The sequence below is a fragment of the Acidimicrobiia bacterium genome, assembly GCA_029210695.1.
Classification (GTDB): domain Bacteria; phylum Actinomycetota; class Acidimicrobiia; order Spongiisociales; family JAHEDJ01; genus JAHEDJ01.
Window position 1 is genome coordinate 39735 of record JARGFH010000024.1, and the last position, 12499, is coordinate 52233.

Genomic DNA, 12499 nt, shown 5'->3' on the forward strand with positions numbered 1-12499 from the left:
GTGTTCTATGAGGGGGCTTGCACGAAGAACGACAACGACGCTGTGTTGTTGTCGCCGTCGACGTCGCCGGTGACGGCCATGACGATCGCCAACACCTCGTGGGTAATGCCCTCCACGACCGGGACATCCAGAAACTCGACGGTTCGTGAAGCGCCCGGCTCGAGCGAGGTGATGATGGTTTGCTCGCTGAAAACGACCGTGCCGTCCGCAACCGTGATCACCCGCAGTGCCACCGTCAAGTCGCTCTCCGGGAGGTTGCCTGCGTTCGAGACGACCGCGGTGGCATTCACCGTCTCTGTGAACGCCAGAACACCCACGCCGTCGTGTTGTCCCCCGGTGAAATCCGGATCGAGCCCGATTTGGCCGACTCGCACGTCGTGGAAGGCCGCCACCTGGTTCGATCCACGAACGGCCGCCGCCAGCAACTCACCGGTCACCGGCAATCCGCCGGCCGGAGCGTACGCAACCAGGGGCAGAACCCCGATATCCGTCTCGAGTTCAGTCCTGAGTTCCCCAAGCGAGAGCAAGAACCGCTCATAGAGGCGATCACCCACCTGTACGTCGATGAGGGCATCGTCGATGGCAATGATCGGAATCGGGCTGGTCGGCTCATCGGCCGCCACCAGCAAACTGTTCTCGAGTGCCACCGACCCGCCCAGCCAGGCCCTCAGAGACTCCTCGAAGAGGGCTGCCGATCCGGCGCCGCTGGCGGGGACTGACAGAGCATCCAGCTCATCCAGCGACTGTCTGATCGAGGTCTCGATTCTGCCGAACAGGGCGCTGATCCTGTCTCGATCGGCGCTCGCCAGCTCGAAATTCAGAAAGTCACGGAACTGGGCGGCCAGCGCTTCGTGCTCGAGGGAGGTCACCTTGGTGAGGTCCACGAACTCCCGGAGATCGGCGCGATCGCTCCGGAGATTCGAAAACCCGAACGAAAAAGCGAGTAGAAGCGTGACGGCGATCAGGGCATACAGCCCGCCGCGACGCTTCCGGCGCCGCGATGGTTCCGGAAACACTAGGTCGGCCTCACTGGATGGTTCCTGATCCATCCTGACGGTTGACGGAACATCCGGGGATGTCCCGATGGATTTCGGTTTCGCACAAACGCAGGTGCCGACACATCGACACCGTGGGCGAGGGGGGACTTGAACCCCCACGAGCTATTGCTCACAGGCACCTGAAGCCTGCGCGTCTGCCATTTCCGCCACTCGCCCGTGGACGGGGCGAGATGGTACCACGAGCCCCTGAAGAATATTCGTCCGTACCTCTCGATAAACTCCGCCGGGTGGACATGGTACGCAACCTCGAACGACGCCTCGAACGGCTGGTCGAAGACCTGGCCGGAAAGGTATTCCGCGGGCCTCTTCATCCTGTCGAACTGGCGGCCCGGTTAGTCCGGGAGGGTGACCTGGCGTTGCGCTCCAGCGCTGCCGGTCCGGTGGCACCAAATGTCTACGTCATTCACATTCATCCATCGGACATTGGTGATGGGCTCGTCCCCGCCGGATTATCCGGGGAACTCGCCGGCTATCTCGAAGCCACCGCTGCAGAGCGAGGATGGCGCCTCGAGGGACCGGTCATCGTGCACTTCGAGATAGATGAGGCAAGCCCGGTTGGTGCCGTCCGGTGCCGCACAGATTTCACAACCGGACCGGTTCCGGTGTGGGGATACCTGGCCGGATCCTCTCAGGAGTTCGCCTTGCGCTCCAATCGATTGACCATCGGTCGTGGACTCGAAAACGACATCGTGATCGACAACCCAAAAGTGAGTAGGACTCACGCCCATCTCTGGCGTGAATCGGGGTCGGCCTGGGTCGCCGACGCTGGATCTGCCAACGGAACCGCCGTCGACGGATTAGTTATCGATGCACCGACCTCGATCGGGCAAGGGTCGGTCATCACCTTCGGTTCGGTTGCTTTCACATTCCGAGGGGCGTGAACGCCACATGCCGGCCCTCATCCTCACCCTCCTCAAGCTGATCTTCATTGCGCTTCTCTTTTTGTTCGTGTGGCAGATCTCGCGCGCGATAACCGGGCACCTCGCCATCGGTACCACGCGTACCTCCACGAGGCGCTCCAGGGAGCTCGTGTTGATCCGGGGCGACGACGGAGCTGGCGAAACGTTCAAGGTCGACGACGTGGCGGTGTTGGGTCGAAGCCCGCAGGCGGATATCGTTGTCGATGATCCGTACGCATCTGAGTTCCACATGCGCTTCGTGAGTGGAGAGGAAGGCATAGTCCTTCATGATCTCGGAAGTACAAACGGAACGTATGTCAACGGACGCAGGGTTTCATCGCCCCAACTCCTCGTCAAAGGGGACGCCGTGCAAGTTGGAAAAACCGTGATGGAGGTGCGATGAAGTTCATCTGGGCTATCGCAACCCATCGTGGCCTCGTACGAGACTCGAACCAGGATTCCGTCCACCCAACCACGGGCGGGACCGGTTCCGGACCCCTGCTGGTCGCCGTCGCCGACGGGATGGGAGGACATGCCGGTGGCGAGGTCGCCAGCCGGATCGCCATCGAGACAATCATCGCCAACACCGAACTCACCATCGCCGAACGGATCATCGACGCCAACGAGAAGATCGCCTCCGAGAGCCGGGCCGATCCGTCGCTCACCGGCATGGGAACGACGGTTTCAGTTGCCAAGATCGAGGAAGACGGGAGTGCGACCATCGGGCATGTCGGGGACAGCCGCGTGTACCTCCTGCGGGCGGGCGCCCTCCGGCAGCTCACCCGGGACCACACCCTCGTTGCCCAATGGGTCGCCGACGGTCGGCTCACCCCGGAAGAGGCTGCCGTCCACCCGCAGCGCAGCATGCTGATGCGAGCTGTTGGCCACGGACGTCCGCTCGACGTGGACGTCATCGAGGAACCTTTGCTGAGCGGAGATCGTTTGATGATCTGTTCCGATGGATTGTCTGGAATGATCAACGACGAACTCATCACCGAATTGCTGTCGAGGGGCACCGCTGAGGAATCGGTGTGGGCGCTCGTGGAGGCCGCCAACCGGGCCGGCGGACACGACAACATCACCGTGGCCGCCATCGACGTCCAGTTGTGAACAGGTCGGCTGAGGCGGCGTTCCTGATCGGAGCGTCTGCTCTGGCCGCGTTCGGGATCGCCATGGCGAACCTCGCCGGAGGAGGCGGGATCGACGCACAGGTAGCGCTCACGTTCCTCGTCTTCTTGATTGCCTTTGGCGGACTCCACCTCTCCCTGCGGCAATGGGCACCGCGTGCAACGGCCTACCTCCTCCCGCTCGTGGCCATTATCACCGCGGTCGGCTTCACGATGGTCTACCGGCTGGACCCAGAAAGGGCGGGGCTCCAACGGTGGTGGCTCCTGATCGCCGCCGGACTCGCCGTCGGGTTCCTGTTCGCAGTCAGATCAACCGGGCTCGAGCCGCTTCGTCGCTATCGCTACCTGCTGCTCCTGGGAGCTCTGGTGCTTCTGATCCTCCCGCTGCTTCCCGCCGATTGGCCGGTACCGTTACGCGGCAAGACCGTCAACGGGTCACGCCTCTGGGTCGAGTTCGCCGGCGGTCCGATCGGTATTCAGTTCCAACCGGGCGAGTTCGCCAAGCTGTTGTTGGTCATATTCCTGGCCTCATACCTGGCCGAACGAAATACGGTGCTGGCGTCGGGGACGCGAACAATCGGGCGCCTGCGACTCATCGAGCCGCGCCAGTTGGTACCGGTACTGGTGGCATGGACCGCCAGCTTTGGTGTGCTGGTGTACCAGCGCGACCTTGGAGCCTCGCTCCTCCTCTTCGCCGTCTTCCTGACTCTCTTGTTCATGGCGACCGGCCGGGCGGCCTATCCGGCCATCGGTTCGGTGATGTTTGTGGTCGGCGCCCTCTTTGCCCGGGGAGCCTTCGCCCATGTCGACAGACGACTGGTCGCCTGGCTGGATCCATTCAGCGACTTCGAAGGAGCGGGCTACCAGATCGCCCAGGGCCTCTTCGCGATGGGTTCCGGGAGCCTGTCGGGATCCGGCATCGGGCTGGGACGCCCCGACCTGATCCCGTTCGCGCAGACGGACTTCGTTTTCGCCGCCGTCGGCGAGGAGTTGGGCCTGGCCGGCTCGGTGGTCGTGCTGTGCGCCTATGCCCTACTCACCGCCGTCGGCTTCGGCATTGCCCTCCGTTCTCGCGACCTGTTCCGAAAGCTCCTGGCAGCCGGGTTGACCTTCGCGCTCGGCCTCCAGACCTTCCTGATCATCGGTGGTGTCGTGCGGATCCTTCCGCTCACCGGCATCACTCTGCCGTTCATGTCCTACGGCGGATCGTCCCTCGTCTCCAACCTGGTGCTCATCGCCCTGCTCGCTCGCCTGTCACACGAGGAACCGGCATGAACGGTCCGATACGCAAAGTGGCCATTGCCGTTCTCGTTGCGTTTGCCGTGCTCCTGGCCGACGTCACCTACATTCAGGCGATCGCCGGCCCCGGGTACCGCGACGATGCGCGTAACCCGCGCGTCCAGATCGGGATCTCCGGCAGGGAGCGCGGGCTCATCGTCGATGCCGATGGTGTCCGATTGGCCAGGTCGGAATCACAGGCGGTCGACCCGCGAACGTTCGTACGGGTGTATCCGGAAGGCAGCCTGTTTGCGCACAGCGTCGGATTCACGTCAACGCTTTTCGGTGACTGGGGCCTCGAGTCGAACTACGCAACCGAACTCCGCTCAAAACGTGACTTGACCATCTCGGACTTGATCGACGCGCTACTCGGACGGGACCTGCAAGCGCGGAACCTCGAACTCACTCTCGTCGCCGAACTCCAACGCCTGGCCACCGAAGCACTCGGTAACCAGCGCGGGGCGGTGGTCGCCATCGAACCGTCAACCGGCGCGATCCTGGCATTCGTCTCGTCGCCGACTTTCGACCCCAACACGATCCTGGACAGCACGGGAGCCGCCAACTGGGAGGCGCTGTCCAACGATCCGGCCGAGCCGCTGAGAGACAGAGCCAGCCGTCAGAGCTACCCGCCCGGCTCCACGTTCAAGGTCATCACCGCGGCGGCCGCCATCGAGGCCGGGGTTGCCGGGCCGGACAGTTTGTTCGCCAACCCGGTGGAACTCCCGTTGCCAGGATCGACGGCGGTGATCCGCAACTTCGCCGGATCTCTGTGCGGTGACGGCGCGGAGGTGACCCTCAGGGAGGCATTCCGTCGCTCCTGTAACACCGTGTTCGGCCAGCTGGCCATGGATCTGGGAGCCGCCAGAGTCGAAGAACAGGCGAACCTATTCGGTTTCAACAGAGACATTCCCTTCGAGTGGGAAGCCCTTGCAGGTGTCTTTCCCGATGCCGCCAGCTTTGGGGGAGACCTCGCCGCCCTGGCGCAAAGCGGGTTGGGTCAGCGTGACGTACAGGCGACGCCGCTCCTCATGGCCCTGGTGGCGGCCGCCATTGCCAACGGGGGCAACGAGATGGAGCCCTATATGGTCGCCCGAATCTACGACGCGGCGGGGGCTGTCGTCGACGAGCGGGTGCCGTCGGTATGGGCGACGCCTATCTCCCCCGCCACTGCGGACGTCATGGCAAGCATGATGGAACAAGTCGTCGCAAGTGGTACCGGCACCCGGGCGGCAGTTTCAGGGGTGCGTGTTGCCGGCAAGACCGGAACGGCCGAAACTCAGAATGGCCCACCCCACGCCTGGTTCATCGGGTTTGCCCCGGTCGAAAATCCAACGATTGCACTGGCAGTCTTAGTGGAGGAGGGCGGGGCCGCCGGCGAGAATGCGACCGGAGGATCGGTCGCCGCGCCGGTCGCCCAGCAAATCTTCGAGTACTGGCTGCTGAATCGAGGATCATGACCCCTACAATCACCACGAATGCAGATTGAACGCACGCTCGCCGACCGGTACGAGCTCGTCTCCCACATCGCCCGCGGGGGGATGGCCGACGTCTATGAGGCGCGTGACACGCTTCTCGGACGCCGCGTCGCGGTCAAGGTACTCCACTCACAATTCAGTTCTGACGAGGCCTTCGTCAAACGGTTCCGGAGGGAAGCGCAAGCGGCCGCCAACCTGAGCCACCCGAACATCGTCTCGATCTACGACTGGGGTGAGGACGGGTCCACATACTTCATCGTGATGGAGTTGATCGAGGGGCGCACACTGCGCGACGTTCTCAAGAGCGAGCGACAGTTGCTCCCCCGCCGTGCCTGCGAGATCGGCGCGGAGGTTGCCGCCGCCCTCGCCGTCGCTCACCGGGCTGGACTCATTCACCGCGACATCAAACCGGGCAACATCCTGCTGGCTCCCGACGGCACGGTCCGCGTCACCGATTTTGGCATCGCCCGAGCGTGGGACGACTCGCAAGAACTAACCAGGACCGGAGCGGTGATCGGCACCGCAACGTACTTCAGCCCTGAACAAGCCCAAGGCCTGACGGCCGATGAACGCTCCGACATCTACTCGCTCGGAGTCGTGATGTATGAGATGGCCACCGGCGCGCCTCCCTTCACGGGAGACAGCCCGGTGGCGGTCGCCTATCAGCACGTTTCGACGCCAGTGACACAGCCATCGACACTCAACCCCGACATCCCCCCTGCTCTGGAGTCGATCATCGGTCGTGCCCTAGACAAGGACCCGGTCGGGCGCTACCAAACCTCAGACGACATCCGCGCAGACCTGTTGCGTTTTCTGAGAGGAGAAGCTCCAGCCACCGTGCCCGCCGCCGACGCACCGACTCAGATGATGACGGCCATGACTCCGCCGACGGTTCCGCCCGACGAGACCTACCGGCGCCTGGCCGATGAGCGACCACCCAGCCAGGTCCCGTTCATTCTCACCGCGTTTGCTCTGCTGGTGGCGCTTGGAGTCGGTCTGTTCCTGATCTTCCGGCTGATGAACACCACCGCCACCGACGCTGCCTCGATGGTGACGGTCCCCGCTGTCACGAACATGGAGCAAGAAGCTGCCCTGGCGTTGTTGCAGGATGCCGGGCTGAAGGTTCGGCCGGTCAATCAAGCCGATCCCGATGTGCTCGCCGGATTCGTCATCGGAACCGAACCCGGCGCCGGGGAGGAGATCGAGGTCGGAGGCTATGTCAACGTCCTGGTGTCAACGGGAGTCGGGGCGGCCAACGTACCTCCGGTGGTCGGAGAGACCCTCACCGAGGCGATGCGGCTCATCAATCTCAACGGTTTGACGGTAGGTGTCATCAACGAAGCACCCAACGACGTACAGCCGCCCGGCATCGTCATCGATCAGAGCCCGGCCGCCGGCCATAAACAGGAACCCGGAACGGCCATCGACCTGTGGGTGTCGACAGGCCCCGATTCGGTGTTGCTCGAAGACCTCACAGGCCGTGCAGAGATCGACGCGGCCTTCGTCCTCGAAAGCGCCCAACTGGTTGTCGCCCGGGACGAAGAGTTCGACGATGCCGTCGACAAGGGTCGGGTCGCCAGGACCACACCGGAGGCCGGAACGCTCGTAGCTGCCGGCTCGACCGTCACGCTGTGGATTTCACTCGGGCCGGAGCCGGTGCAAGTACCGAATGTGGTCGGGATGACGGCTGAGGCTGCCCGGGCCGCCCTCGAGGCTGTGAACCTCGTATACCGCGAGGCGGCCACCACCGTTGAGGTGGAGGCGGCCTTCGACGGGCTTGTTGCTCAGCAGTCGATCGGAGCAGGCACCGAAGTCGACCCGGGCAGGACCGTTACCGTGACGCTCGGAAAGGCGCCCCCTCCGACCACGACCACCACGACCGTTCCCGATACAACGACCACCGTCCCGCCGGCACCGACTCCGTAGCCCTTGATCGGCGGATCTATCGATGGATCAGGTCGCCGGCCGGCTGCTGAGGTCGGGATTGCGGTTCGTGACTGGCTTTGACGGCGTTGGTCAAGGCGCCTCTAGGAAGTTCTGAAGCAGTTTCTTGCCCTCGGTGGTCAGCACGCTTTCGGGGTGGAACTGCACCCCGCTCATCGGGAGCAGGCGGTGGCGAATGCCCTGGATCACATCGTCCTCGCTCCAGGCGCAGGCTTCCAGCTCATCCGGCAACTCGACTGCGGCCAGTGAGTGATAGCGGGTAGCGGTGAACGGCATCTGGAGGCCGGTGAACACGCCTTTCCCATCATGACGGATCTGCGACGTTTTGCCGTGTTTCGGCTCGGGAGCGAGATCAACCCGTCCTCCGAACGCGGCGACGATGGCCTGGTGGCCGAGGCACACTCCAAGGCTCGGCATCTCGGTGCCGAGTGTCTGCAGGAATTCGATCGACGCGCCGGCGTTCTCCGGGCGGCCGGGGCCGGGCGAGACCACGAGACGATCCGGCTTCAAGGCGCTGGCCTCCGCCGGACTCACTTCATCGTTGCGCACAACCACGGGCTCCGCGCCGAGTTCCCCCAGATACTGCACCAGGTTGTAGGTGAAGGAGTCATAGTTGTCGACGACGAGAATCCGCATCGATGCGAGCATACCGTTGAGTGGTCGCGCAGATGGAGCCGACTACGCTATACCGCCATGCCGGAATCAAAGCGACGGAAACCGAAATACGACGGGCCGACTCAGTCCAAGAAACCGAAGGAAGTCAACCGGGCGCCGTCTCCCACGTGGTACGTCGTGCTGATGTTCGCCATGATGGCGCTGGGGGTGGCGCTCGTGCTGCTCCGGTATTTCCTCAGTTGGGACAACATCGTGCTGATAGTCGGCCTTGGCTTCATCGCCGGTGGGTTCCTGATGACGACGAGTTATCGATAGCAGCGGGCGATGGAGGTCGGTCAGACCCGGAGCCCGGAACTACATCGGTGTTGTTATCACCAGAATTGTCCACAGCCTGTGGGTTACTGAGCAGGGACCTCGTCCATCTCCTCACGGCAGTGTTTCGGCGGCGCCGCTTCGCTGGTGGAAACCGCCGTCATCGTGACCTCCGTTCCGCACAGTGAGCACCGGTATTTGACATCGGTCGCCACGATATCGTCCGGGTCGACCTCCGGCGGTGCCTGAGCAAGCATACGTATCACCCACATCGCCACCATCCAGATGGTCACACCGATCACAACGGCAACGAAGTACTTCAGCACCGGCGGGCTCCAGGTTCTGTGTTGCAGGTTATGGCCGTCGGGGCGCGGCGATCGGGCTTCAGATCAACTCCAGGATTGTGGCGTTGGCCATGCCTCCACCCTCGCACATCACCTGCAAGCCGTATCGACTACCTATGCGCTCCATCTCATGCACAAGGGTCGTCATGAGCCGGGCTCCCGACGCACCCAACGGGTGTCCCAGCGCCACGGCACCGCCGTTGACGTTCGTGCGGTTCCATAGAGACTCGGAGTCACCGTGGCCGTGCTCGTGACGCCAGGCGGCAATAACCGTTGCGAAGGCCTCGTTGACCTCGAAGAGCCCGATCTCATCGATGGTCATGCCCGCTCTCTCGAGCACCTTGCTTGTGGCAGGGATCGGGGCGGACAACATGATGACCGGGTCGGCCGCCACCACCGCGAATGAAACGAATCTCGCCATCGGCTCCAGACCCAGGTCTTCGGCTGTGTCCTCACCCATGATGAGAAGGGCGGCTGCGCCGTCCGAGATCTGAGATGAGTTGCCCGCCGTGACCACCCCGTCCTCTTTGAAGGCCGGTTTGAGCGTTCCCAGTTTCTCGAGCGACGTATCCCACCGGATCCCCCCGTCCCGACTGACGGCCCCTTCGGATGTCTCGATCGGAACGATCTGCCGGGCGAAGCGACCTTCCTGAGTTGCTACAGCCGCCCGCTGGTGAGAGTCGAGTGAGATCTGATCGACTTCCTCGCGTTTGATCCCCCACCGGTCGGCGATCATCTCGGCAGACAGACCCTGCGGCACCAGACGGTGGTCGTACCGGTCGCTCATCCGCGGGCCGAATGGGACACCAGGACCTTGTGCGTTCGATCCCATCGGGACCCTGGTCATCGATTCGATACCTGCCGCTACCACGACGTCGTAGGCGCCGGCCATCACTCCTTGCGCAGCGAAGTGGACCGCCTGTTGTGACGACCCGCACTGCCGGTCGATAGTTACGCCCGGAACCTCTTCCGGATACCCGGCCGCCAGGGTGGCGTTTCGAGCGATGTTGATGCCTTGCTCGCCCGTTTGTGTGACGCAACCCATAATTACATCGTCGACACGTCCGGGATCGAGGTCACTCCGCGCAACGACGGCCTTCAGGGTCTCTGAGGCAAGGTCGACTGCATGCCAGTCCTTCAAGAACCCCCCGCGTTTCCCTACCGGGGTACGCACCGCATCGACGATCACCGCGTTCCTCATGAGACTCCTTCGCTCCGACGTGTTCCCCATCGTACGCCGGGGTACGAGGCGGGCGAAGCGCAGGACCCGTCTGGCATCATTGCCGGTGCGACGTATCATGGTGGTGCCATTGGGGATGTAGCTCAGTTGGCAGAGCACCTGCTTTGCAAGCAGGGGGTCGTCGGTTCAAGTCCGATCATCTCCACGACGAGGGCGGATAGCCCGGGTGTGCCGTATATGGCAGCTGGTAACATCCAATCCCTCATGGGCCCATAGCTCAGCCTGGTTAGAGCGCATCCCTGATAAGGATGAGGCCCCTGGTTCAAGTCCAGGTGGGCCCACCAACAAACCCCCTCGTCAGAGGGGGTTTCTCTTCATTCGGACGACAGGGCAATGACCGGGGCATCCTCTCGCGTGCACATCGCGTGCACATCAGCGGCAGCAAAGGTCGCTTCGAGACGGTCCGCAGCGGCCTCGTCGAGGCCCTCGAAGAGATGACCGTAGGTGTCGAGTGTGGTTTTGATCGAGGCGTGTCCGAGCCGCTCCTGGATGTCTTTCGGATGTTCGCCCTGGGCAATCAGGAGCGCAGCATGCGAATGCCGCAGATCGTGGAATGTGCACGGACGACCGACGGATTTCTCCACCGCAGGCAGCCAGATCCGCCTGCGGAAGTTGTTCCGGCGAATCGGCCCGCCGCTTGGGGCCGAGAAAACGAGGTCCGAGCCGTCGCCGTACATCGTCAGATGCGCAGCCAGAACGTCGACGAGGAAGGGTGGCACGCGGACGGTGCGGCGCGAGGCCTCCGATTTCGGTTCCTCGAAGTAGAACTGGCCTCTGCTTCCACGAGAGAGGCAGCCACCCGGATGGTGCGCCGGAGGGCATTGATTCGATCCACCCGGAGCGCTCGTAATTCGCTGAAGCGGAGCCCGGTGTAGGCAGCTGCGAGGACCATGGCCGAGTACCGGGAGTCGATAGCGTCGGCCAGGAGGTTGATCTCAGCAGCGTCCAGGAATCGGATCTCAGCTGTGGTCTCGAGCTTTGGCAGCTTCACACCTCGACACGGCGAGCGTCCGATGAGCCCGGACTCCACAGCAGCATCGAGCGCCGCGGCCAGCAGTTGATATGACTTGCGCACCGTTGCCCCAGACACGAATCGACAGCGGACATGCCCATTCGCGTACAAGACCCTGTCAATCCCACCCGAAGGTAAACCACTGACAAGTTGCCTCCGGTATACCCGTCTACTCGGGAGGTGAAGTGATGGCACTGGAACGGGGAGTACTGGCCAAGATTGATCGTCGGGTCCTCTCCGAGTTGGATCATGGTCGGGGTGTCCAGTTGGTGAAGGTTCCGCTGTCGGAGGCGGTCTGGTCGACCTGGCGACGCTACTGCCAAGCGCTCGGTCTTGCCATGGGACAGGGCATCGCCGGCCTGATCACCTACGAACTCGGCCAACTCGTGAACAACGACCAGCATCAGGGGACGGTCTTCGCTCCAGAGCTGCAGCGCCAGCTCATGGCCAGGTCGGAGGCCCTCGACGCCCGGGAACGCAGTCTCGACGAGCGTGAGCGGTCGCTGAGGGCATCACAGCGACTGCTACGGGCCAGAACCATCCCACTGGACCGGGCAGATCATTCGAAGGTTGGTCGGAACGACCCCTGCCCGTGCGGATCGGGCTCCAAGTACAAGCGGTGCCACGGCAACTGATGGCTACCGAAAGTGAGTTACGGATGTGTCCGGGATTGCCGGATCCCGGACGCCGGTGGGTGCGCGATAACGCGCTGGGTGGTAGGTGATCTGATTCCCTAAGTCGATATTGGTGTCAAGTCGGGTTTGACGTGCGATGGGGCGGCGGGGATGCTTGATGGTAGGGAGGGTCGCCTCGGTTGGCGCTGTGAGCGTTGTGATGCATGCCCGTCGAGGGCTTGTTGAGGGGCCCTCCCTTTGGTCTTTTTGGAGCGGCGCCGGCGGCGGATGTCCTCGGGAACGGTGTAGCGCTCGGCGATGATGGTCTTGGCCTGCTCAGGGGTGACCGGGGTGTCGTCGATGTCGCGGAGCTGGTAGGCGGTGCCACGGTGGAGCACCCTCCAGCCACGTTCGGCGAGTTTGGCCGCGACCACACAGCAGGCTTTGGTGTGAGCGGCGCCCTTGTTGACCATCTGGTCGTAATAGACGGCGGCGAGCTGGGGGTTGAGTCGCCCTGGGTTTGATGGAGACCGTTTTGTTTGGTTTCCTTGCTTACCCTGTGGTGGCTAGTTGAGCGTAGT

The 12499-nt window shown here is 63.2% G+C and carries 15 protein-coding genes and 3 tRNA genes; 11 read left to right on the forward strand and 7 right to left on the reverse strand.

The features are described 5' to 3' along the window. Positions 1-5: 5 nt before the first annotated feature. Both P1T08_09455 and P1T08_09460 read right to left on the reverse strand, forming a co-directional pair. Entirely contained in the window at positions 6-1049 is a 1044-nt protein-coding gene (locus P1T08_09455) for a hypothetical protein (protein ID MDF1596304.1), read from the reverse strand. An 81-nt stretch (positions 1050-1130) separates the two neighbouring features. After that, positions 1131-1214: transfer RNA gene (locus P1T08_09460), tRNA-Leu, on the reverse strand. 77 nt (positions 1215-1291) lie between these two features. On the opposite strand from P1T08_09460, the gene P1T08_09465 reads away from it, so the two are divergent. From P1T08_09465 to pknB, 6 genes are read left to right on the forward strand one after another with little or no spacing between them, the layout of a single operon-like run. Beyond that, positions 1292-1939, forward strand: a complete 648-nt coding sequence (locus P1T08_09465; protein ID MDF1596305.1) for a DUF3662 and FHA domain-containing protein — start codon at positions 1292-1294, stop codon at positions 1937-1939. Between the two features lie 7 nt (positions 1940-1946). After that, entirely contained in the window at positions 1947-2360 is a 414-nt protein-coding gene (locus tag P1T08_09470) for an FHA domain-containing protein (GenBank protein MDF1596306.1), read from the forward strand. Then, positions 2357-3067 (forward strand): protein phosphatase 2C domain-containing protein, encoded by a 711-nt coding sequence (locus P1T08_09475; GenBank protein MDF1596307.1) that lies wholly within the window; start codon positions 2357-2359, stop codon positions 3065-3067. Before P1T08_09470 ends, P1T08_09475 begins: the two co-directional genes overlap by 4 nt. Next, entirely contained in the window at positions 3064-4359 is a 1296-nt protein-coding gene (locus P1T08_09480) for an FtsW/RodA/SpoVE family cell cycle protein (GenBank protein ID MDF1596308.1), read from the forward strand. The genes P1T08_09475 and P1T08_09480 overlap by 4 nt, the downstream gene beginning before the upstream one ends. Further along, positions 4356-5819, forward strand: coding sequence for a penicillin-binding transpeptidase domain-containing protein (locus P1T08_09485; protein MDF1596309.1), 1464 nt, complete (start codon positions 4356-4358; stop codon positions 5817-5819). The genes P1T08_09480 and P1T08_09485 overlap by 4 nt, the downstream gene beginning before the upstream one ends. Before the next feature lie 18 nt (positions 5820-5837). Further along, on the forward strand, positions 5838-7763 hold the full coding sequence (pknB, locus tag P1T08_09490; protein MDF1596310.1) for a Stk1 family PASTA domain-containing Ser/Thr kinase: 1926 nt from the start codon (positions 5838-5840) through the stop codon (positions 7761-7763). A 90-nt stretch (positions 7764-7853) separates the two neighbouring features. Here the strand turns inward: pknB and P1T08_09495 are convergent, their stop codons facing one another. Beyond that, positions 7854-8417: an aminodeoxychorismate/anthranilate synthase component II gene (locus P1T08_09495; GenBank protein MDF1596311.1), complete on the reverse strand. Its 564-nt coding sequence runs from the start codon at positions 8415-8417 to the stop codon at positions 7854-7856. Between the two features lie 57 nt (positions 8418-8474). Here P1T08_09495 and P1T08_09500 point away from each other — a divergent pair, with 57 nt between their 5' ends. Further along, positions 8475-8711, forward strand: coding sequence for a cell division protein CrgA (locus P1T08_09500; GenBank protein MDF1596312.1), 237 nt, complete (start codon positions 8475-8477; stop codon positions 8709-8711). An 83-nt stretch (positions 8712-8794) separates the two neighbouring features. Here the strand turns inward: P1T08_09500 and P1T08_09505 are convergent, their stop codons facing one another. Next, positions 8795-9034: a hypothetical protein gene (locus P1T08_09505; GenBank protein ID MDF1596313.1), complete on the reverse strand. Its 240-nt coding sequence runs from the start codon at positions 9032-9034 to the stop codon at positions 8795-8797. A gap of 58 nt (positions 9035-9092) precedes the next feature. Further along, positions 9093-10253, reverse strand: coding sequence for a thiolase family protein (locus tag P1T08_09510; protein ID MDF1596314.1), 1161 nt, complete (start codon positions 10251-10253; stop codon positions 9093-9095). 111 nt (positions 10254-10364) lie between these two features. On the opposite strand from P1T08_09510, the gene P1T08_09515 reads away from it, so the two are divergent. After that, positions 10365-10437, forward strand: a tRNA-Ala gene (locus tag P1T08_09515). A gap of 61 nt (positions 10438-10498) precedes the next feature. Then, positions 10499-10576, forward strand: a tRNA-Ile gene (locus P1T08_09520). A gap of 30 nt (positions 10577-10606) precedes the next feature. On the opposite strand, the gene P1T08_09525 is transcribed toward P1T08_09520, so the two are convergent. Then, on the reverse strand, positions 10607-11011 hold the full coding sequence (locus P1T08_09525) for a tyrosine-type recombinase/integrase (protein MDF1596315.1): 405 nt from the start codon (positions 11009-11011) through the stop codon (positions 10607-10609). Next, positions 10972-11367, reverse strand: a complete 396-nt coding sequence (locus P1T08_09530) for a tyrosine-type recombinase/integrase (protein ID MDF1596316.1) — start codon at positions 11365-11367, stop codon at positions 10972-10974. Before P1T08_09530 ends, P1T08_09525 begins: the two co-directional genes overlap by 40 nt. 125 nt (positions 11368-11492) lie before the next feature. Here P1T08_09530 and P1T08_09535 point away from each other — a divergent pair, with 125 nt between their 5' ends. After that, on the forward strand, positions 11493-11939 hold the full coding sequence (locus P1T08_09535; GenBank protein MDF1596317.1) for an SEC-C metal-binding domain-containing protein: 447 nt from the start codon (positions 11493-11495) through the stop codon (positions 11937-11939). 203 nt (positions 11940-12142) lie between these two features. After that, positions 12143-12442, forward strand: a complete 300-nt coding sequence (locus P1T08_09540) for a hypothetical protein (GenBank protein MDF1596318.1) — start codon at positions 12143-12145, stop codon at positions 12440-12442. Positions 12443-12499 lie beyond the last annotated feature (57 nt).